Source organism: Blautia sp. MSJ-9 (assembly GCF_018919065.1).
Classification (GTDB): Bacteria; Bacillota; Clostridia; order Lachnospirales; family Lachnospiraceae; genus Blautia_A.
The window spans coordinates 30,758-51,165 of record NZ_JAHLQG010000015.1; the positions used below are offsets into that span (position 1 = coordinate 30,758).

At 41.4% G+C, this 20,408-nt stretch carries 19 protein-coding genes; 2 read left to right on the top strand and 17 right to left on the bottom strand.

Annotation, left to right across the window (positions count from 1 at the left end):
- Positions 1-102: 102 nt before the first annotated feature.
- The 9 genes from KQI87_RS03935 to rpsL form a co-directional block, all read right to left on the bottom strand.
- A complete protein-coding gene (locus KQI87_RS03935) occupies positions 103-417 on the bottom strand; it encodes a DUF3784 domain-containing protein (protein WP_118521393.1) in 315 nt (104 codons plus the stop codon).
- 37 nt (positions 418-454) lie between these two features.
- Complete coding sequence (locus KQI87_RS03940; RefSeq protein WP_008705135.1) at positions 455-646, bottom strand: DUF6019 family protein; 192 nt, start codon at positions 644-646, stop codon at positions 455-457.
- A 49-nt stretch (positions 647-695) separates the two neighbouring features.
- Positions 696-932 carry an SdpI family protein gene (locus KQI87_RS17135; protein ID WP_243101667.1) on the bottom strand — a complete coding sequence of 79 codons (237 nt, stop codon included), beginning with the start codon at positions 930-932 and terminating at the stop codon, positions 696-698.
- Positions 933-1,116: 184 nt separating this feature from the next.
- Complete coding sequence (locus tag KQI87_RS03950) at positions 1,117-1,461, bottom strand: DUF2116 family Zn-ribbon domain-containing protein (protein ID WP_216458983.1); 345 nt, start codon at positions 1,459-1,461, stop codon at positions 1,117-1,119.
- A gap of 143 nt (positions 1,462-1,604) precedes the next feature.
- A complete protein-coding gene (locus tag KQI87_RS03955; RefSeq protein WP_207664667.1) occupies positions 1,605-1,952 on the bottom strand; it encodes a TnpV protein in 348 nt (115 codons plus the stop codon).
- 121 nt (positions 1,953-2,073) lie between these two features.
- Positions 2,074-3,267 carry an elongation factor Tu gene (tuf, locus tag KQI87_RS03960; RefSeq protein WP_119234119.1) on the bottom strand — a complete coding sequence of 398 codons (1,194 nt, stop codon included), beginning with the start codon at positions 3,265-3,267 and terminating at the stop codon, positions 2,074-2,076.
- Positions 3,268-3,554: 287 nt separating this feature from the next.
- Positions 3,555-5,675, bottom strand: a complete 2,121-nt coding sequence (gene fusA, locus KQI87_RS03965) for an elongation factor G (RefSeq protein ID WP_118509157.1) — start codon at positions 5,673-5,675, stop codon at positions 3,555-3,557.
- Positions 5,676-5,692: 17 nt separating this feature from the next.
- Positions 5,693-6,163 carry a 30S ribosomal protein S7 gene (gene rpsG, locus KQI87_RS03970; RefSeq protein ID WP_020993199.1) on the bottom strand — a complete coding sequence of 157 codons (471 nt, stop codon included), beginning with the start codon at positions 6,161-6,163 and terminating at the stop codon, positions 5,693-5,695.
- A 222-nt stretch (positions 6,164-6,385) separates the two neighbouring features.
- Positions 6,386-6,802 carry a 30S ribosomal protein S12 gene (gene rpsL / locus KQI87_RS03975; RefSeq protein WP_008705161.1) on the bottom strand — a complete coding sequence of 139 codons (417 nt, stop codon included), beginning with the start codon at positions 6,800-6,802 and terminating at the stop codon, positions 6,386-6,388.
- Between the two features lie 942 nt (positions 6,803-7,744).
- Here rpsL and KQI87_RS03980 point away from each other — a divergent pair.
- Positions 7,745-8,755 carry an N-acetylmuramoyl-L-alanine amidase gene (locus KQI87_RS03980; protein ID WP_216458984.1) on the top strand — a complete coding sequence of 337 codons (1,011 nt, stop codon included), beginning with the start codon at positions 7,745-7,747 and terminating at the stop codon, positions 8,753-8,755.
- Between the two features lie 45 nt (positions 8,756-8,800).
- On the top strand, positions 8,801-9,940 hold the full coding sequence (locus KQI87_RS03985) for a serine hydrolase (RefSeq protein ID WP_253292360.1): 1,140 nt from the start codon (positions 8,801-8,803) through the stop codon (positions 9,938-9,940).
- Between the two features lie 111 nt (positions 9,941-10,051).
- On the opposite strand, the gene KQI87_RS03990 is transcribed toward KQI87_RS03985, so the two are convergent.
- The 8 genes from KQI87_RS03990 to KQI87_RS04025 form a co-directional block, all read right to left on the bottom strand.
- Positions 10,052-11,050, bottom strand: a complete 999-nt coding sequence (locus KQI87_RS03990; RefSeq protein WP_216458985.1) for a LacI family DNA-binding transcriptional regulator — start codon at positions 11,048-11,050, stop codon at positions 10,052-10,054.
- Between the two features lie 165 nt (positions 11,051-11,215).
- Positions 11,216-12,751, bottom strand: coding sequence for a glycoside hydrolase family 32 protein (locus tag KQI87_RS03995; protein WP_216458986.1), 1,536 nt, complete (start codon positions 12,749-12,751; stop codon positions 11,216-11,218).
- An 83-nt stretch (positions 12,752-12,834) separates the two neighbouring features.
- Entirely contained in the window at positions 12,835-13,680 is an 846-nt protein-coding gene (locus KQI87_RS04000) for a carbohydrate ABC transporter permease (protein WP_216458987.1), read from the bottom strand.
- 12 nt (positions 13,681-13,692) lie between these two features.
- Positions 13,693-14,583, bottom strand: coding sequence for a carbohydrate ABC transporter permease (locus tag KQI87_RS04005; protein WP_278277948.1), 891 nt, complete (start codon positions 14,581-14,583; stop codon positions 13,693-13,695).
- A gap of 176 nt (positions 14,584-14,759) precedes the next feature.
- Positions 14,760-16,034 carry an extracellular solute-binding protein gene (locus KQI87_RS04010; RefSeq protein ID WP_216458988.1) on the bottom strand — a complete coding sequence of 425 codons (1,275 nt, stop codon included), beginning with the start codon at positions 16,032-16,034 and terminating at the stop codon, positions 14,760-14,762.
- A 422-nt stretch (positions 16,035-16,456) separates the two neighbouring features.
- Positions 16,457-17,671, bottom strand: a complete 1,215-nt coding sequence (locus KQI87_RS04015; RefSeq protein WP_216458989.1) for a hypothetical protein — start codon at positions 17,669-17,671, stop codon at positions 16,457-16,459.
- 13 nt (positions 17,672-17,684) lie between these two features.
- A complete protein-coding gene (locus tag KQI87_RS04020) occupies positions 17,685-18,503 on the bottom strand; it encodes a PP2C family protein-serine/threonine phosphatase (protein ID WP_216458990.1) in 819 nt (272 codons plus the stop codon).
- Positions 18,484-20,391 carry a serine/threonine-protein kinase gene (locus tag KQI87_RS04025; RefSeq protein ID WP_216458991.1) on the bottom strand — a complete coding sequence of 636 codons (1,908 nt, stop codon included), beginning with the start codon at positions 20,389-20,391 and terminating at the stop codon, positions 18,484-18,486. The genes KQI87_RS04020 and KQI87_RS04025 overlap by 20 nt, the downstream gene beginning before the upstream one ends.
- Positions 20,392-20,408 lie beyond the last annotated feature (17 nt).

Sequence of the window (20,408 nt, forward strand, 5' to 3'; positions counted from 1 at the left end):
CCACGACATAAAACGAGAATCCGCTAATTTTCAACCGGACATCGTATGTCTAAAACAAATAAACGGTATTTTCACCCCAAAAGCATTCTATTCCTCTATAAATTAACCTTCTCTTTTATGTCTATCCATAAGCAGCAGAATAAACATAACAAACCATATCACCCATGCAATTAAACAACCAGTTCCTATATGCCAAATATCTATAATCATTCCAGCAATAAAAGGAATTGACATAAACATCATTCTCTTCCCATATGCCTTACACATAGCATTTTCATCATATTTTTTTCGTTCTTCTGCTGATTTCATATTATAACCAGACAAGAATTTGGATGCTTGTCCTTTTGACCTATAAAACCATATTCCAAATAAAAGCATAATCACTGCCATTGCAAAGTCAAAAATAATATAGAACATATAATGCTTCCTTTCAGTCGATTCCACAAACTTGAAGTTATTGATCTTCTGAATCCAATCCAAGTTCTTTCAACTCTTTTTCGTTTTGGATATCTTCATCAGTTTTCTTTCCAGTGATAGCACTGTAGGCTTCTTTGATGCCATTTTTCACTGCCCATTTGATAACGAAATACAGTGCAATCAAAATAACAATTGCGGTTCCTCCGCTTATACCTAATTCATTCCACATAATTCAATCCTCCAAATTTCGATTTTCATTTTCGCCAATTGGAAGTTAGCTATTTTTTCATTCCTTGCTTTGTAAAATGCTTATGCAACAAAAATTCTGTCGGAATAATTGTAAGCACCATAATTCCTAATTGTAAAAACACCAAATAAACAGAAATCATTTCAAAGTTTGTATCATCTTTCGTTAAAATCAAAATAAAAATCGATAGTATCACCAGGATGATTCCTAAAACAAAGTTTATCCAGCCCCAACACCTGTGTGCATATCTCCATGTTTCATCATTCATCCTTCACATAGTAGTTCGATATCCCGAACTCCCCTGCCGATCTTTAGGAGGCTTATCTTTCCACGTATATCCCAATATAATCATAGATAACGATACTAAAAGTGAACACGCAGATAAAAATATAAACATTACAGAGATCTCCTCTCAACTTCTGATTAATTTGCTCTAAAGACTGAAGTTGTCATCAAATAAACCCTACCCATATTCCAACCGCTATAAGTAGCATACCTAATATTCTTCCGATAAATCCCGCCTTTTTATTTCCAAATAAAGCAGTTGTTTCTGGAGTAGTAAATGGAAGCAAAACAACAGTAACCCCCATTACTATAATTCCACTTCCAATCATGCAGTTGCGGCTTGACACAACACCATAAAACATAGCTAAAAACCCTAAAATAATGCCCGAAATGAAATACTTAATTTTATGTCTATCTTTTTCAATTATCTTTCTATAGCTGTTTTCGCACTCACTGCTACAAAATTCCAAATTACTATCTAATTCTTTGCCACAATATCTACATTTTTTCATAGTAACTTCCTCGATAATTTTCAAAATTTTATCCAAAAGCTCTCGATTTGTCTTTACTTTATTCTACCATAGTTCATTTTAAAATACTATTCCAATACACACAAAACAGAAAAAAGCAATCCTTTTCGACCGCCTATTTCCACCTACATATATATCGTATTTTTCACTACAATTTCTTCTACACTGGATTTTATATTAATCATTAATCTAACCCACTTCATCTGATCCTGTGCCTTTAATTCTTCCGTCGCACCCTGTTTTTTCACCATCTGTTCCATAAGTATTTCCACCTGCTTTCTGGCTTCCTGATCAATCTGATTCAGGTGTTCCGTCAGCTTTCCAGTCAATAGCAAGTATTGATATTTTGCTGATCTGTGTTCCTTCAGGAACTGTTTTCGCAACATTCCATATTTTCCATATATCGGTTCTTCTTCATTCAACAGCAAAGATTTCATCAAATATCCATATTTTAATATAGAATTATTTTTCATGATTTTTATGTTTCCAGGCAACAGAAAAACCCCGGAAACCTTACGGTTCCGGGGTATCTTACGTTTGGACACAATGTACCTTATGGTACTCAATATATATAATTAAGATGTTATGCTAAAATTATTCGATAACTGTAGCAACACGTCCTGATCCTACAGTACGTCCACCTTCACGGATAGCGAAAGTAAGACCCTGAGCCATAGCGATTGGGTGGATCAGTTCGATTGTCATTTCGATGTTATCTCCAGGCATGCACATTTCTGTTCCTTCTGGAAGGTTGCAAACACCTGTTACGTCTGTTGTTCTGAAGTAGAACTGTGGACGATAGTTGTTGAAGAATGGAGTATGACGTCCACCTTCATCTTTTGTCAGAACGTAAACCTGAGCTGTGAATTTTGTATGGCATGTGATTGTTCCTGGTTTAGCAAGAACCTGTCCACGCTCGATTTCGTTTCTCTGAACACCACGAAGAAGTGCACCGATGTTATCACCAGCCTGAGCTTCATCAAGGAGTTTACGGAACATTTCGATACCAGTTACAACAACTTTACGAGTTTCTTCTTTGATACCAACGATTTCAACTTCGTCAGATACGTGAAGAACACCAGCTTCTACTCTACCAGTAGCAACTGTACCACGACCTGTGATAGAGAATACGTCCTCTACAGGCATTACGAATGGTTTATCTGTGTCACGCTGTGGGTCTGGAATGTAGCTGTCAACAGCATCCATAAGTTCCATGATCTTGTCTCCCCACTCGCTGCTCGGATCTTCAAGAGCTTTAAGAGCTGAACCCTGGATTACCGGGATGTCATCTCCTGGGAAGTCGTACTCGCTTAAGAGTTCACGAATTTCCATTTCTACCAGTTCAAGAAGTTCTTCATCGTCTACCATATCGCATTTGTTCATGAATACAACGATGTAAGGAACACCTACCTGACGGGAAAGAAGGATGTGCTCTTTAGTCTGAGCCATAACACCATCAGTAGCAGCAACAACGAGGATAGCACCATCCATCTGAGCTGCACCTGTGATCATGTTCTTAACGTAGTCAGCATGTCCTGGGCAGTCAACGTGTGCATAGTGTCTATGCTCTGTTTCGTACTCAACGTGTGCTGTAGAAATTGTGATACCACGCTCTCTTTCTTCTGGAGCTTTATCGATGTTAGCGAAATCTGTAGCTGTGTTACCAGCAACTCTTTCAGCCAGAACTTTTGTGATAGCTGCAGTTAAAGTTGTTTTACCATGGTCAACGTGTCCGATGGTACCAATGTTACAATGCGGTTTTGTTCTCTCAAACTTAGCTTTTGCCATTTTAAAACGTCCTCCTTAAAACATTTGGCTCTTATATTATTATAGAGCATCTTTTTCGGTTTTAAACTTGCTATCCTTGATTATATTGCAAAACAAAGATATTTGCAAGCACTTTATACAATTTGATAACCGACATACTGCGGGTATTGCTTTCCACATCGAAAAAACAGCCCCGTACCAGACTCAGAGTACTCCGAAACAGATACAATCAGCAGTCCGTTATGAATTGTTATATCTTCTACAATCTGCCGAAGATAATCCGGCAGATTGCAGATGATCAAATATTATCAGTCTTTCTTAGAAAGGATTTTTTCCTGTACAGACTTCGGAACCTGCTCATATTTCTCAAAGAACATAGAGTAGTTACCACGTCCCTGTGTTCTGGAACGAAGGTCTGTAGCATATCCGAACATTTCGGAAAGCGGAACGTATCCACGGATCATCTTACCACCGCCGATATCTTCCATACCTTCGATACGTCCACGACGGGAGTTGATATCACCGATAACATCACCCATGTAATCCTCTGGTGTAGTAACTTCGACCTTCATGATTGGCTCAAGAAGAACCGGAGCTGCTTTCTGCATAGCATCTTTGAATGCAAGAGAACCTGCAATGTGGAATGCCATTTCAGAGGAGTCGACTTCATGGTAAGAACCATCGTATACGTTAGCGTATACACCGACTACAGGGAATCCGCCAAGGATACCAGCCTTCATAGCTTCTTCGATACCTTCGCCTACTGCCGGGATATATTCCTTCGGAATAGCACCACCAACAACTGTGGATTCGAACTTGTACAGTTCTTCTCCGTTGGCATCCATAGGCTCGAATTTAACTTTACAGTGACCATACTGTCCACGACCACCAGACTGTTTTGCATACTTGCTGTCTACATCAACAGGTTTGGTGATTGTTTCTTTGTAAGCAACCTGAGGAGCACCTACGTTAGCCTCTACCTTGAATTCACGAAGGAGACGGTCAACGATGATATCCAGATGAAGCTCACCCATACCAGCGATAATGGTCTGTCCTGTTTCCTGATCTGTATGTGCACGGAATGTCGGGTCTTCTTCTGCAAGTTTTGCAAGAGCTTCACCAAGTTTACCCTGTCCAGCTTTTGTCTTAGGCTCGATAGCAAGCTCGATAACTGGTTCCGGGAATTCCATGGACTCCAGGATTACCGGATGCTGCTCGTCACAGATTGTATCACCAGTTGTTGTGAATTTAAATCCGATCGCTGCAGCGATATCTCCGGAATATACTTTATCAAGTTCCATACGTTTGTTAGCATGCATCTGAAGGATACGTCCAACACGTTCTTTCTTGTCCTTAGTAGCGTTAAGTACATAAGAACCGGAATTCATTGTACCGGAGTATACACGGAAATATGCAAGTTTACCAACGAATGGGTCTGTCATAATCTTGAATGCAAGTGCGGAGAACGGTTCTTCGTCAGAAGAATGTCTCACTACTTCGTTGCCGTCCAGATCAACACCCTGGATTGGAGGGATGTCTGTTGGAGCTGGCATGTACTCAAGAATAGCATCAAGAAGTTTCTGAACACCTTTGTTTCTGTAAGCAGAACCGCAGCAAACCGGAACAGCAGTACACTCGCATGTAGCTTTTCTTAATGTTGCTTTCAGTTTCTCTACAGTTGGTTCTTCACCTTCAAGATATTCCATCATTAAATCGTCATCAAGCTCACAGATTTTCTCGATGAGCTCTGTATGATAAAGCTCAGCATCTTCCTTCATATCTTCAGGAATGTCAACGATGGAGATGTCATCACCTTTTTCATCGTTGTAGATGTAAGCTTTCATTTCGAATAAGTCAATGATTCCTTTGAAATCATCTTCTTTTCCGATTGGGAGCTGTAAGCAGATTGCGTTTTTACCAAGACGAGTCTTGATCTGCTCTACTGCACCGTAGAAGTTTGCACCAAGGATATCCATCTTGTTGATGAATGCCATACGTGGTACGTTGTATGTGTCGGCCTGACGCCATACGTTTTCAGACTGTGGTTCAACACCACCCTTAGCACAGAAAACGCCGACAGCACCGTCAAGTACACGAAGAGAACGCTCAACTTCTACTGTGAAGTCAACGTGACCTGGGGTATCAATGATGTTGATACGATGTTCCAGAGCACCTGGCTTCGGTTTGCAGTTCTCTTCCAGAGTCCAGTGACATGTTGTAGCCGCTGAAGTGATTGTGATACCTCTTTCCTGCTCCTGTTCCATCCAGTCCATGGTAGCAGTACCTTCATGAGTATCACCAATCTTATAGTTGACACCTGTGTAATACAGGATACGTTCTGTAAGAGTTGTTTTACCCGCATCGATATGAGCCATAATACCAATATTTCTGGTACGCTCTAATGGATATTCTCTTCCTTCTTTAGCCAATGGATTTTCCTCCTATATTAGAAGCGATAGTGAGCAAATGCTTTATTTGCTTCAGCCATCTTGTGCATGTCTTCTTTTCTCTTAACGGATGCACCTGTGTTATTCATTGCATCTAAAAGCTCATTTGCAAGTCTTTCTTCCATTGTTTTCTCGCCTCTTTTACGAGAGAACATTGTTAACCAGCGAAGAGCCAGTGCCTGACGTCTGTCTGCTCTTACCTCGATCGGAACCTGATAAGTAGCACCACCGATACGTCTAGCTTTTACTTCAAGAAGTGGCATGATGTTGTTCATAGCCTCTTCGAAAACTTCAAGTGCTGGTTTACCAGCTTTTTCTTCGATTCTGGCGAATGCACCGTAAACAATTTTCTGTGCTACACCTTTCTTACCGTCTAACATGATGTTATTGATAAGTTTGGTAACCACTTTATTGTTGTACATTGGATCTGCCAGAACGTCTCTTTTCTGAGTATGTCCTTTACGTGGCACGTTACTTCCCTCCTTAATCATTGTGATTAAATCATCGGTACTCACGCAGATAACTATTGCATGTTCGCACTGGTAAGGTCCTATATTTAACCCGCAACCGACAGGGTATATGGAATACCGTACAAATTCATAGTTCTAGTCTTCCGTGAATTTTCGATTGATTAATTCCTGCTGTCCCAAACAATGGGATCAGTTTTTATTTTTTATGAAACCTGTCTCGAATTATTTCTTTTTAGGTCTCTTAGCGCCGTATTTGGAACGGGCCTGTTTTCTGTTAGCAACACCTGCAGTATCAAGAGTACCTCTGATGATGTGGTATCTTGTACCAGGTAAGTCCTTAACCCTTCCACCACGGATAAGAACAACGCTATGCTCCTGAAGGTTATGACCTTCTCCTGGGATGTAGCTTGTTACTTCGATTCCGTTGGAAAGACGAACTCTGGCGATTTTTCTAAGAGCTGAGTTAGGCTTCTTAGGAGTTGCAGTCTTAACTGCTGTACAAACGCCACGTTTCTGTGGTGCAGACTGTTCAACTGCTTTCTTTCTTAAAGAGTTGAATGTTTTCTGGAGAGCCGGAGCTGTAGATTTCTTTACAGATGTCTGGCGTCCTTTTCTTACTAACTGGTTGAATGTTGGCATTCCATTTCACCTCCCGATTTATTTCTCCATAGATTTTCTATGGGGCCTTGCGGTTGCTATTCATGTAAATACGCGCAAAAAATCAACGTTCTCTTTGCACGCTTGCTCATTATATCCCGTAAAATCCACGCTGTCAAGGGATTTCGCATGAAATTTACATGATTTTTTCTAATTTTTATCATTACCATAAATTTCTTTTTTCATACACCACATCACCGCAATAAACTTATCAGACAATACCCCTTCCCCAAAAATCTTAACTGCCATCTCTCCCCAAATGTATCCAGACAAGACACTATTCTCTTCCTATTATAAATAGCTACCCACTTCAACTTTTTAAAGCAAAATACACCAAGACCTCACCAAGCCTCCGAACGGAGTTATCGATAACAGTTCCCATAAATCCATATATATTGCGGGAATGATTTTTCAGACACGCTCTAGTACTCCATCCAGCCAGTAATCGTACTTTCAGTACCGAAGGTTTTGTCAGCCTGCAAGGCGGTAGAAAGAGGCAATGTAGTGGCATCGTCAACTGACAACGACACAACAAAACACAACAAATAATAAAACAAGCAACGTCAAAAGTACACTTAGCGATCGGATAGGGTACCAGTCCCAGCCAACAGTCAGCGCCGGAAAATATTTTATTTTGCGTGCATTTGCAGGCAGCTTAGAGATTCTTAGTTCTCCAAAATCTGCGTTATGAGAAGAAAAGTCCTCTGTCTGAACGCCAGCGAGTAATCCAGACTTTTCTTCTCATGCTTTTAGCAGATTTCGGAGAACTTAGAATCTCTTAGCTGCCGAAACCGCACGCAAAATAAAATATTTTCCGGCGCGTCCCCCTGCCACGCTTTCATTGACAATTGCATTTTCCCAAAACCTTCATTATAATAGTAACAACTAAAGCAATAATCTAAAATTTCAAGAAAGGACATCCCTATGAAGAAACCCAGCATGATCAGCGTACTTCTATTCCTGACAGGTCTCCTATGCATCATAGCCCTTATCTTCTTCAATAAAAGTACCCTGAAACAAATCACCACCACCGAAAAAGAAGTCGACACCATGTCCGAGCAGCTCACCGCCAAACGCGACGAAGTCAAACAAGCCGTCGATAAATATGCAACTGCCATAGACACCGTTCAATCAAACATCGACCGCATGAAGCAAAAACAACAGACAGCCTCCCAGAAGAAAACACAGGAAAAAGCCGAAATCACAGAAGAACCATCCAAACCATCCGTTTTCAACGAAGCCAACACCTCTTCCGGTTCAAGCTCAAATACCAGCGTTTTCTCCTCCCTGCCAGAAGGCAACGGCCATATAGTAGGAATAGACCCCGGACACCAAAGCGAATCCGTAGATATGAGCGCATTAGAGCCAAACGGTCCCGGCTCCTCCGAAATGAAAGCCAAATGCTCCACCGGTACCCAGGGAACCTACAGCGGCGTACCCGAATATCAGCTCAACCTTGAGATTTCTCTCCAATTAAGAGACGAACTCGAACAGCGTGGCTATCAGGTCGTAATGACCAGAACAGACAACGAAACAGCAATCAGCAACATGGAGCGTGCTCAATATGCTGCTGCACAGGGATCAGAAATCTATGTCAGAATCCATGCAAACGGAGATGACTCCCACACAGCATCCGGAGCCTTGACAATGTCTCCATCCCAGAACAACCCATATATTCCACAACTGTTCGACCAGTCCAATCGTTTATCCCAGTGCATCATCGATTCCTACTGTGCCGCAACCGGTTTTCAAAACCTTGGAATCCAATACACCGACACCATGACCGGAATCAACTGGAGCACCATTCCTGTCACAATCCTGGAAATGGGCTTCATGACAAGTCAGAATGATGACCTGAAAATGAACGATACCGAATTCCAGAAGACCATGGTACAGGGAATCGCAAACGGAATTGACAGCTATTTTGCATCATAATCGTACCGCAATTTCTTCTATATTAATATGAAAGGAAACAATCAAATGAGCATGAAAAACTCTGATAACAACAATAATGAAACTGACAGATTTTCCAAAAACGAAAAACCAGTTTTCCTGTATACAGTGATTGGCGTACTGACAGTTGCTGTTATTGCACTGGGTGCAGTCTCCTTCTTATCACTGAACCATCTTGTCACCCTCCAGCAGAAAGTACAGACACTTTCCAACACCGTACAGGATATCTCAACTGATGCGAACACCCTCATCAGTCAGGCAGATCAGCTGGATGAACTAAGAGAACAGGAAAGTTCCGTTCAGACAGCAACAGGAGAAACAACTGCTGCCGCCCAGTCTGAATCACCAGAACCCGCTCCAGGATCAGAACAGGAAGGAACACTTTCCCCTTCTTCCGGCACCACATTCACTGACAACACAGACTCCAGTATGGATAATCTTCTGAATCAGGTACAGTCACTACTCCCAACAGATAACGGAACCTGGTCCGTATATGTCTGCAACCTGCTGAAAGATTCCGATGGAACGATCAATGACACTCCAATGCAGGCTGCCAGCCTGATCAAACTTTATATCATGGGTGCTGTCTACGAAAATTATGGAACAATTGCCCAGTCCCATAACAGCGAAGAAATAGACAGCAATATTTCTGCTATGATCTCCGTCAGTGATAATGATGCTGCCAATACTCTGGTAAACTGGCTCGGAAACGGCAATGATGCCGCCGGTATGGCAAAAGTAAATAATTTCTGTCAGGAACATGGTTTCACCAGCACACAGATGAACCGGCTCCTTCTCGCCGGCAAAGAAAATGGTGACAATTATACATCCGTCAAAGACTGTGGAACATTCTTAAAACAGATTTATCAGGTAGTCAATGGAACTCTTCCATCATCTACTCTCGCAAATGCAGACGCCATGTACTTCCAGTTAAAAACACAGCAACGCAAGAATAAGATTCCGGCTCAGCTCCCTGAGGGCGTTGGGACCGCTAACAAAACCGGCGAACTCGACACAGTAGAAAATGATGCAGCGATCATCTATGACACCGCCAAAGGCATTGATCTTGTTGTATGCTTCATGTCACAGGATCTCACCGATACCGGCGCAGCCCAGAGCACCATTGCTGCAGATGCACGCGCTATCTACGGATATTATAATGAATAAACACTATCTTCTGAATCTACAGTCTATCCAGATAATTGTCATAAATCAGATAGATATTCACAGTTGAAACAAAGAACTTACTTGATTCGATTAAAAGAAGGAGGCACACCCTTAACGGGTTGTGCCTCCTTCTGCAAATTTAACAGGAAGAATCGTCAATGTCTCAATCTCTTCTCCCTTTATTTTCTTTAATAAAAGCTCCACGCTCTTTCGCGCCATATCCGGCACCGGCTGTACAATTGTTGATACCAGATATTTTCCGCTGTTCATCCACTGCATTCCATCATGTCCCACAAGCTGAACTTCCTCCGGAACTTCAACACCAAGAAACTGCAGCTGTTCCAGTAAAGCTTTCGCAAGCAGATCTGTGCTGGTATAGATACCATCGTACCTCATTTTTCCGGTCTTTCTTGCGGATATGATAAAATTCCTCAATACCTCTTCCACAGAAGTTTTTCCTCTGACCAGGTCAAAATCGTCTCCCAGATTTAATGTTTCACAGGAGACGCCATGAGCATCACAATAGCTCTTAAATCCTTTTCCCCGCTTCAATGTCTCTCCGGAAATCTCCGATCCGCTTCTCATATAAAGCAGATGTCTGCTTCCTGTAGAAATCATTTTCTGTGCAGCAAGTTCTCCTCCATGATAGTTATCTGAACTGATACAGCTTACTTTTTTGTGAAAATGTCTGTCCAGAGAGATAAGAGGGATATTTTCCGATACATATGGCTCAACATCCTGATATGTAACACAAATAATGCCATCCACTTTATTCTGCTCTGCCATGCGGTAATAATATTCTTCCTTCTCAGGCATTCCCTGTGTATTGCACAGCAACAGTTTATAGCCATTTTTATACAGTTCCTGTTCAATATAATAAACCCACTCTGCAAAAAAAGGATTCAGTATTTCAGGTACAAGTGCCGCTACTGTGTAGGTATTCTTTGTTTTCAGACCTCTGGCATAGAAATTCATTTGATACCCAAGCTTTTTTACAGAATCTTCTACTTTTATTCTGTTTTTCTCACTTACATGCTGTCCGTTCAGCACTTTGGAAACAGTTCCAACAGCCACCCCTGCATCCTGTGCCACATCTTTTATTGTTACCATATACAACTCCTGATATTTTTTACTGTATATCGCTTATAAAACGGACAAAATCATCTACTTCCACTATATGCTCATGAACGCAGACGCTTCGCGATCTGCGCTCATGTTTCTCATCCGGACAGACTATAGTTGAAACAGGATTCTTACCTGATCCGGTAAAAATCTTTATTTATACAGACACATTTTTTCTGAAACTTTTAAATCTTCTGTTCTGAAAACTTCCCAGTCCATACCCAGAATATTCTCTTCTGTTTCCGCTGCGCCATATACCTTTCCGTTTTCTGCAAATATCTCAATAACTTCCTGATCAAAAATGAAGCTGATTTCCTGTTCTGTTGAGATTCTTTCCCTCATATAATATACATGTGTTTCTGTATCCTCAATACTCAGGATATTGCTGTAGAAATCCGCTGTCAGTCTCAAGCTTCCTATTGTCAGTCTCCACTCTCCCTTAGTACCTGCTTCCGGAGTCAGAACGATCTTGCATGCCTGTCCCTCAGGAGAAATTGTGCTTTTTAGACTATCATACCATCCTGCTTCCAGATTCTCAAGCTCTTTGGCAGGTGCAAAACAGATTTTATAGTCATTGCCTTCTTTTTCAAGGGATAATTCTGTAGGAAGGGACATCAGTCCTCTGTAATTTCCTCTGTCATTCTTCATACGCAACCATGCCATACTGATTACCCTGTCATCTACACCACTGAATGTCTGAGCTGCATAGGGCAGTACAGAGCTATACCCGGATTTGCGGCATCCGTCAGGTTTAAATTTATATCCGTCAAATTCTCCGGTCATATAGTAACCATCTGCAGACCAGAATACCCATCTCTTTTCTCCTGGCACATTTTTAACTTCCAGTTCAAGAAGATCCGGACACTCCCACATTCCAGGCTCTGAAATTCTCTGAGTTTCTTCCCAGTTCAGCAGATCTGTTGAGCGATAGACAGCAAAATCATATCCGTCCAGATATAATACCATAATAAATGCTTTGCTTTCTTTATGATAAAAAACCTTAGGATCTCTGTTCTCATTTACAATGTGCGGCATACAGAATTTTTCTGATCTCTGAAGAGTTTTTCCTCCATCTGTAGAATACGCCAGTCTCTGGGTAAACAGATTTCCAGCATCCACAGACCACTGATTTCTGCCGCCTGCAGCTGTATAGAAGTACAACAAAGCACCTTCACCATAGCCTGTCAGATTATCTTTATCCTGAATTCCGCAGCCGGAGTAAACAGTTCCTGTTTCATCCGGTGCAATAGCCAGTCCTTCCTGCTCCCAGTGATAGAGATCCTTACTCTTTACGTGACCCCACTGCATATTTCCCCACATACTTCCATATGGATTCCACTGATAATAGAGATGATAAAATCCATCTGCATAAACCATACCATTAGGGTCATTATGCCATCCTGTTGCAGGTGCAGCATGCAGTTTCGGACGATAAGGATATACATTATCATAAGGTTTCCCGTAACAGAAAATTCCTTCCAGAAGTTCCTTGTCTGCACCCTCTATCTGCAGATCTTTTCCTAAGAACGCAGAAGCATCCCAGCATCCGTAAAATTCACAATCTGTTTTTCCAAGATGAATATCGATCTCCTGGATTTTTTTTCCTTCTATATAAAAATGCAGCTTTCTCTCCGGTGCATTCTTGCTTACCGGGAGCCAGATATACGGTTTTTCAACGTTTAATATCATTTTGTATCCTCCATTTAGCTGTTCCGTTCAAAAATCTTATACTTCCAGTTGTTGCTCATTTCATTTTTTATGGCTTTAGCAGATTAGTTTTTCGCTCCTGTAGATGCAATTCCTGCCACATAGTATTTCTGAAGACTAAGGAAAATAATCAGTACCGGAATTGTTACCAATGTCAGACCAGCCATAACATTTCCATAGTTAACCGGCTGGATACTGAACAGACTGCTCAGAGCCATCTGGATGGTCTGCTTGGAGCTGTCTGAGATTACCATAACCGGCCATACAAAATCATTCCAGCAGGCAATAAATACAAGAATACCAACAGTTGCATACACCGGTTTTGCCAGAGGCACGATCAGCTGGAAAAAGGTTCTGATCGCACTGGCGCCGTCCAGCTTGGCAGCTTCTTCAATACTCTCAGGAATTCCCATAAAGTTCTGTCTGAACAGGAAGATATACATAGGGCTTGCGATCGCCGGCAGGATCAGTGCAAGATAAGAGTTTGAAAGTCCCATCTTATAGATAATAGAGAACTGCGGAAGCATAACTGTCTGAGCCGGAATGATCATAACTGCCAGGATCAGTGCAAAAAGCAGATTTTTCTTTGGAAATTTTAATCTGGCAAATGCATAACCTGCCATAGAATTTACGATCAGTCCCAAAGCAATGATGACTATAATATATGACAGTGAATTCAGCATTGCTTTTACAAGAGGAAGCTTGGAGATAACCTCTTTATAGTTAAAAAATACGTCTTCTTTGAATGCCGGTGCAAAAGCCTTCAGACTGGTAATATCTGAAAAGATCATGGCATCATCTTTAAAAGAAGAAACAATCATCCAGATCAGTGGAAACATAAAAATTAATGCTACCACTGTCATACCAATATATATAAGAACCTGTTTTGGCAGAGATGGTTTTTTATACATTTATTTTTCCTCCTAATCTTCGTTACTCTTATTTGTCAGCTTGTTCTGAATCAATGTAAGGATCAGTACCATAACTGTAAATACCAGTGCCATTGCAGAACCATATCCCATCTTGTTGTATTTGAAACCAGTCTGATAGATTTCATATACGATCGTCATGGTGGAATTCTGCGGACCGCCGGCAGTCATCATCATGGGCTGGATGATCAACTGGAAGGCACTTACTACAATAGACAGAGAAATAAATACTGTTATATTTCTTAATCCCGGAATTGTGATATTCCAGAACTGATTCCACTTTGTTGCACCGTCCACTGCTGCTGCCTCATACAGATACTGCGGGATATCCTGAAGACCGGATAAGAAGATCATCATCTGGAAACCACAGCCCTGCCATGCTGACAGAATAACAATACACAGCATTGCTGTCTTTGGATCATTCAGAAATTTAAACGGCCCGATTCCCACACTTCCAAGCAAGGAGTTCAGCAAACCATTGTTAGGATTGTAAATATATGTCCAGAGAATGGAAACTACAACCAGAGATAATACAGTTGGTGCAAAAAATGCAAGTCTGTAAACGGAAATTCCTTTCATCTTACGATTGATCATTAAAGCCAGACCAAGTGCCAGGCATACCTGAAGCGGAACTACCAGGATTACGAATACAAATGTATTCACAATACTCTTCATAAATACTGTATCCTGAGTCAGGCGGATAAAGTTCTTCAATCCAACGAATTCCATTCTGTCTGGTTTCAGAATATTATAATTAGTAAAACTATATCCAACCGTCATAAAGAACGGAACAAACAGGAAAATAGCAAGAAGTACAAATGCAGGTGCAACAAATGCCAGTCCTGTCCAGTTTTCTTTTGTCATTTTTTTTCTGGGTGCTTTCACCGGAAACCCTCCTTTTTACTCATATCAGAGATTCAGCCAATAAAGCGGAAATTTGTGATCCGCCTTTACAATTCAAATTCCGGGACACCTTTCATGTATGATGCCCCGGAATTCTGTCACAGGAAATTCGAAACTTTTTTATGGAGTTCAGCAAACTCCGCAGTCACAATTACTGATTAGTAAATATCTGCCTGGAAGTTATACTGCTCTACAGCCTGATCCAGAGCTTCATCTACTTCCATACCTGTAAGTACGTTCTGTAATGCAGTTGCAAACTGATTGCTGAGGATCGGATAGTATACAGATACAGGTCTTGCTTTTGCTGTGTTCTGTAACTGATAGCTGAATACGTTCAGTGGTTCTTCATTGAATGCGTCAATTTTCTCAAATGCAGAACTTCTTGCAGGCGGCATTGCGTTTGCTTCGTACATTCTTGCACTGGCATCTGTGCTTGTCATAAAGCGAATCAGCTCTGCTGCGCCTTCTTTTTTCTCATCAGAGCAGTTGCTGCTCATTGCAAATGTCCAGGAACCACAGGCAGATGCCGGAGTAGAATTCTCATCATAAACAGGCATTGGCATCAGACCCCAGTTAATATCATATTTTGCAAGATTACCTGGTTCCCAGGATCCTGTCAGAGCCATTGCAGCCTGACCAAGTTCAAAGCTGTTCTCTGCAGGTGTTGCACTTGCATATCCATTGTCTGCCATGTCCTTGATCCAGTTAAATACATTCTTAGTTGCATCACCGTTAAGGAAGCCTTCTGCTGTTTCTCCGTCTTTGTCCAGTACGCTGCTGTCCTGAGAGTAGATCAGTGGAAGGAAGAAGTAGATACATGTCTCATCTTTTGCATCCAGAGACATTGTGATTCCATAGCAGTCATCTGTTGTCAGTTTTTTAGCTGCATCCTCAAGCTGTGCAAGAGTCCATGGTTTTTCTGCTGTAGCAGGCTCAATTCCTGCTTTTTCAAACATATCTTTGTTATAGAAAATACCTACAGAGGAGTCCATAGCACCTAATGTATATAATTCATCATTGTATGTACCCTGCTGGATAATAGACGGGTTGAAATCAGCTAATTCGTCTTCTTTGAAATAATCACCGATCGGTACGATTGCATTTGCATCTGCATACTGTGCAACTGCAACGCCATCTACTGTGAATACATCCGGAAGTCCGCCGTTTGTGATCGCTGCATTGACTTTATCATTATATCCGCCTGCGTCACCGCTTCTTGCGATCTGAGTTAAAGTTGCATGATAAGTTCCCTCATATTCCTTATTAAATTCATCGATCAGTGTTTTATAAAGCTGTCCTTCCGGTGAGTCTGTCTCATGAACCCAGATAGTAAGTTCTTCTGCATCTGCTGCAGAAGCTGTAACAGCTGTTGTGCTGAATACAGATGTCATCATAGCTGCTGCCATTACTACGCTCAATACTTTTTTCTTCATTGTTCGTCCTCCTGATTTTTGAGTTTGGTTATGTGAATTGATTTTGAAACGTTTCATCTTTGCTTTTATTTTTTGCATTCACAAAAGTATTTTTCCATCTGCCGGATTCAGATAAGCACTTTTATGAATGCATTATTGATATCAATGATTGCTTCAAAAATGAAACGATTCATTTGATGGTTTTATTATATAGTTGAAACGATTCATAGTCAAGAGACAATTATGCTGTTTTTTACTTTTCTAATATTTTCAACAATATTATATATCTTTTTTTATATATTATGCACAAAGCGCAGTACTTTTTACAAAATAATAAGAGCAAAAAAGAAGCTCTCTGCCTATGCAGAATAGAACAATCTACGTCCGGCAATCCCGAACTGATTTATCCTGCTTAAAGCAAAAGGCTTCTCCTGTTTATACCATTATGCCTCTTCATAGGACTTCTCCCATATCTCCGAGAACACTGCCAGAGGGCAGTCCGTCAGGAGACACATAAGAAGGAAACATTCATAAGGATTCACTATGTAGATTTCGCCCATTCCGCATCGAAGCAGAATGTCCTGAATCTCATCAAGGAAATGTTTGTATCTGTTAAATGGATCATCATCCTCCATCTCCTGCGATACAATAAAAAACTCCAGAGTAATCAGGTCAAAACGCTCTACCGGAAGCTTATGATTCAGAATATTGGTAATCCGCTGCCTGCTGAAACGCTTCTGACTGAAATGTTTTGCCAGAATGGAGGCGGACATTTTCTTCAGGTTACCCATTTTATTGATGGGGATTCCACTGCAGATTACTTTTTCCACATCAGAAGGTGTGATCCGCTCTGCTGTCCACACCTTATCCCCACCTTTTTCCTCTTCATCATGCTGATAGAGCCCGGCGATGATCTGCTTCGCATGATATAGAAGCTTCGTAAATTCCTGAAAGGCCTGACTCTTCTCAGATATGGGATCTACTCTTTTTGATTTCAGGCGGGCAAGATAATCAATCAGCTTCTCCTCTGTATCAAGACACAGATTACTTCCGCATAAAACCTGAGTGTTTTCCACTTCTACAGGAGCAAGTGCTTCATATTTTTTCTTCAGTTCCTCTGCCTTGTGATACCCCTGCTGCGTACTGTAACAATACCAGTAGATCACCTCGTCTGGATTGTGGAAATCAAAATCCTGTTCTTTCAGTACTCTTGTCAGGAAATCCGACACATCCTCAGTGGTCATTTTCAACCCAAACCCCAGAAGAAAAACTGTCTCTCTTTTTACAGATGCCTGATTCAGCCAGTTATTTACCAGTGCCGACAGTTTTGTAGAGGTAGGATTCATGGACTTTGGCGTATAAGTTTCCTTAAAGGAATCCACGATAATCTCCTTATACACTTCCTGCGGAACCTCCGAAAAGGGTTCTTCCAGCTCTGCCCTTTCATAAATATATCTCTTCAGATGGTCGCCAAAGGACACCAGTTCCATCTCTTTATATAAATAGTGGAAAATAACATCCGCATCTTCGTCTTCAAAACTGTCCAGGCTTACCACCTGCCGAAATCTCTGTGCCGCCCTTCTGGTAAATTCATACTCCTGTACTTTATCAAACGCAACATTCTGTTCAAAATCCAGATCCTGCATACGGTTCTTCATGCTGCCCCACCTCTCATTTTTTATCTTTCAGATTTTTCATCCATTCTTTCATTCTGCGGACTGTATCCAGCTTCTGTACTTCACAGAGCACGATCGTCACATTATCTCTCCCACCTTTTTGGAGAGCATTTTTAAGAAGATCATTTACGATCTCCGAGATTTCCATATCCTGTGACAGAATCGCCTCTATCTCACTGTCCGAAAGCATATCTGTTACTCCATCTGAACACAGAAGATATCTGTATCCCTCCTTATGCTCGATTTCTGTCACAGAAGGTTCCAGTCTCTGCAGCTCTTCAGGAAGTCCAAGATACTGGGTTAACGGGGCTTTCCCAACTGCCGTACCACCAAAAACATGGTCTGTGGAAATCTGCTGAAGCTTACCGCCATCCATAAAATAAATCCTGCTGTCCCCAAGATTGCAGGCAAACATAGACTCTGGTGTAAAGAGGAGCATCGCCATTGTGCTTCCCATGCTCCAAATATGATGCTCTGTTCCATATCTGCATACTGCCTGATTCATCTTCTCACATACATCGTCTATAAAATCTTCCGGCATATCCCTCAGCATTCTTTTATTTGTATTATAAAATTTTCCAAATTCTTCTGATGCAAGAAAGGCTGCAATCTCGCCGCAGCTTTCTCCTCCCATACCGTCAAATACCGCCATTGCCGGTACTCTGTTACCCGAAATAATCTTTGAGCAGATACCCTTTGTTCCTTCATTGTTCACCGGAAGGGATTCCCCAAAACACCAGAAATTATCTTCATTATTTGCCCGGATATTTCCCGTATGGCAGGTATATGCACATTCAATCTGATACATTGCCATTATCTGTCTTTGTTCCTTCTCCCTTCAATGCTTTCAATGAATTGTTCCAGTATTTCTCGCCACGTTTCACGAATTCCTCATTATCTTTTTCGTTATCGTGACATTTTCCATTGGAATCGATCCATCTTATCAGTTCGCCGTCGTTATAATAATAATATTCTGAAGTTTCATCATACCAGATATATGCAAAGAATAACTTCTCTCCCCAGTAGAAATATTCTTCATAAACTCCATCTCCGGATTCTGCCGGATAGACCAGAGCTTTCATGCATTCACTCTCAATATCCAGATTTCCATCTGCCTGCTGAGTGGTCTTTACCCTTCTCAGATATCGCAGAACAGTTCCTTCTGTTCCAACCCAGTCGTAACTGTTCAGATTATCTGTGATAGTTGTTGCCTGCTCCTTGATCGTATCCAGAGCTTTGGAGAAATCTTTGGATCCGGATTTTGTGGAGCTGTATTTCTCATCATCCAGAATTGCGATCGGATTATCCTCCTGTCCTTCCTGAGCATGATCTGTACTTACTCTGTAATAGACGGCGGCCATCATAAGTATCGCTGTACCTGCCACAATTGCAAGCAATGCCCTGCGCAGCAGCTGTTTCTTCCTGCGTCTTCGCTTTCTGGCTTCCACAGCACGCGCAGATCTTATCGCAACTGTTTCTGATGGCGTTTCCTGTGGCTGTATTTTCTGTTCTGCTACAACTGACATTGTTTCTTTATCTGTAAAGCTGCTCGCCGGAACATTGTTTACAGCACGTTTTCTTTTTGCAGCATTCTGAAAATCTGATGTTTTTTTATTTCCCCGGATATTCTGTACTGACGTATTATGCACTGTACTTTTTCGTACATTTTCGGCATCTGATGTAATATTCTGTGCTGCTCTGCCATTCTGTGCAGTTGCACTATATGATTCTGTTTTATCCGTTCCTGCTTTTTGAACACCGTTTTGTAACTGCCGGATTCTGCCAGATCTTCCATTTTTCAGATCATCCAGCACACTATAAAGCTCCTCCGGTGTCTGATATCTCTGTGCAGGATCATAAGCACAGGCCTTCATGATAATACGGGCAAACTGTGTTCCTGCATCCACAGGTGCACTCATCTGCTCTCCTGCAACACGCTTATTTAATGCATTTTCCTTATCCCTGTAAGTGATAAACTGTTTTTCCAGACTCATAAATGGCAGTCTGTTATGATTCATCAGCCTGTACAGCACAATCCCAAGAGAATAAATATCTACCCTGCTGTCATATTTCTCACCTTTATACATCTCAGGCGCCATATAAGAGTAAGTACCTTTCTTGGAAAATCTGCTCATGGTTCGCTCAAGTTCACGTGCAATTCCGAAATCTCCAAGCTTAAAATCGCCAAATCTGGATACAAAAATATTCTCCGGCTTGATGTCCCTGTGAATGATCTTAAGTTTCCGGCAATATTCCAGTGCCTTACTCAAATCCATTCCCAGCTTTATTACCTCTTTCTCAGTAAGCTGCTTTTCCGCACAGTAATCCATAAAACTTGTCAGATATTCCATCCTTATGGAAATCTCCCATCCAATGGCATCCAGATATTCCATAACCTTAAAATCTTCTACAGAGACAATGTAGGAGTTTCCTCGAAAGTACTCCATGGTACTGATCTCCTGAATACATTCCTCAACCAGATTCTGAAAATACTGTCTTGTGGACTGCTCATCCCCTGTTTCAGAACGCACGCTGTTCAACTCGCTCTGGCTTCCGGGTATATTGATGATCTTGATAGCAGAATAGAAAGATTTTCCACGTTCTGTTCTCTGTGCCTTATACACCTTTCCAAAAGAGCCTTCGCCGATTTTCTCTATAATTTTCCATTCCGGCCATGCTGAAACCGGAAGTTCTTTATCCATATTGCACCTCCCCTTCT

What these genes read in the sequence shown, in the direction of transcription:
- KQI87_RS03935 (WP_118521393.1), bottom strand. Translation starts at nt 417, where the DNA reads ATGTTCTATATTATTTTTGACTTTGCAATGGCAGTGATTATGCTTTTA.
- KQI87_RS03995 (WP_216458986.1), bottom strand. Translation starts at nt 12,751, where the DNA reads ATGATATTAAACGTTGAAAAACCGTATATCTGGCTCCCGGTAAGCAAG.
- KQI87_RS03940 (WP_008705135.1), bottom strand. Translation starts at nt 646, where the DNA reads ATGTGGAATGAATTAGGTATAAGCGGAGGAACCGCAATTGTTATTTTG.
- KQI87_RS03990 (WP_216458985.1), bottom strand. Translation starts at nt 11,050, where the DNA reads ATGGTAACAATAAAAGATGTGGCACAGGATGCAGGGGTGGCTGTTGGA.
- KQI87_RS04000 (WP_216458987.1), bottom strand. Translation starts at nt 13,680, where the DNA reads ATGTATAAAAAACCATCTCTGCCAAAACAGGTTCTTATATATATTGGT.
- KQI87_RS04015 (WP_216458989.1), bottom strand. Translation starts at nt 17,671, where the DNA reads ATGAAGAACCGTATGCAGGATCTGGATTTTGAACAGAATGTTGCGTTT.
- rpsL (WP_008705161.1), bottom strand. Translation starts at nt 6,802, where the DNA reads ATGCCAACATTCAACCAGTTAGTAAGAAAAGGACGCCAGACATCTGTA.
- KQI87_RS03955 (WP_207664667.1), bottom strand. Translation starts at nt 1,952, where the DNA reads ATGAAAAATAATTCTATATTAAAATATGGATATTTGATGAAATCTTTG.
- tuf (WP_119234119.1), bottom strand. Translation starts at nt 3,267, where the DNA reads ATGGCAAAAGCTAAGTTTGAGAGAACAAAACCGCATTGTAACATTGGT.
- KQI87_RS17135 (WP_243101667.1), bottom strand. Translation starts at nt 932, where the DNA reads ATGAATGATGAAACATGGAGATATGCACACAGGTGTTGGGGCTGGATA.
- KQI87_RS04020 (WP_216458990.1), bottom strand. Translation starts at nt 18,503, where the DNA reads ATGGCAATGTATCAGATTGAATGTGCATATACCTGCCATACGGGAAAT.
- KQI87_RS04025 (WP_216458991.1), bottom strand. Translation starts at nt 20,391, where the DNA reads ATGGATAAAGAACTTCCGGTTTCAGCATGGCCGGAATGGAAAATTATA.
- KQI87_RS03950 (WP_216458983.1), bottom strand. Translation starts at nt 1,461, where the DNA reads ATGAAAAAATGTAGATATTGTGGCAAAGAATTAGATAGTAATTTGGAA.
- KQI87_RS03985 (WP_253292360.1), top strand. Translation starts at nt 8,801, where the DNA reads ATGAGCATGAAAAACTCTGATAACAACAATAATGAAACTGACAGATTT.
- KQI87_RS04010 (WP_216458988.1), bottom strand. Translation starts at nt 16,034, where the DNA reads ATGAAGAAAAAAGTATTGAGCGTAGTAATGGCAGCAGCTATGATGACA.
- KQI87_RS03980 (WP_216458984.1), top strand. Translation starts at nt 7,745, where the DNA reads ATGAAGAAACCCAGCATGATCAGCGTACTTCTATTCCTGACAGGTCTC.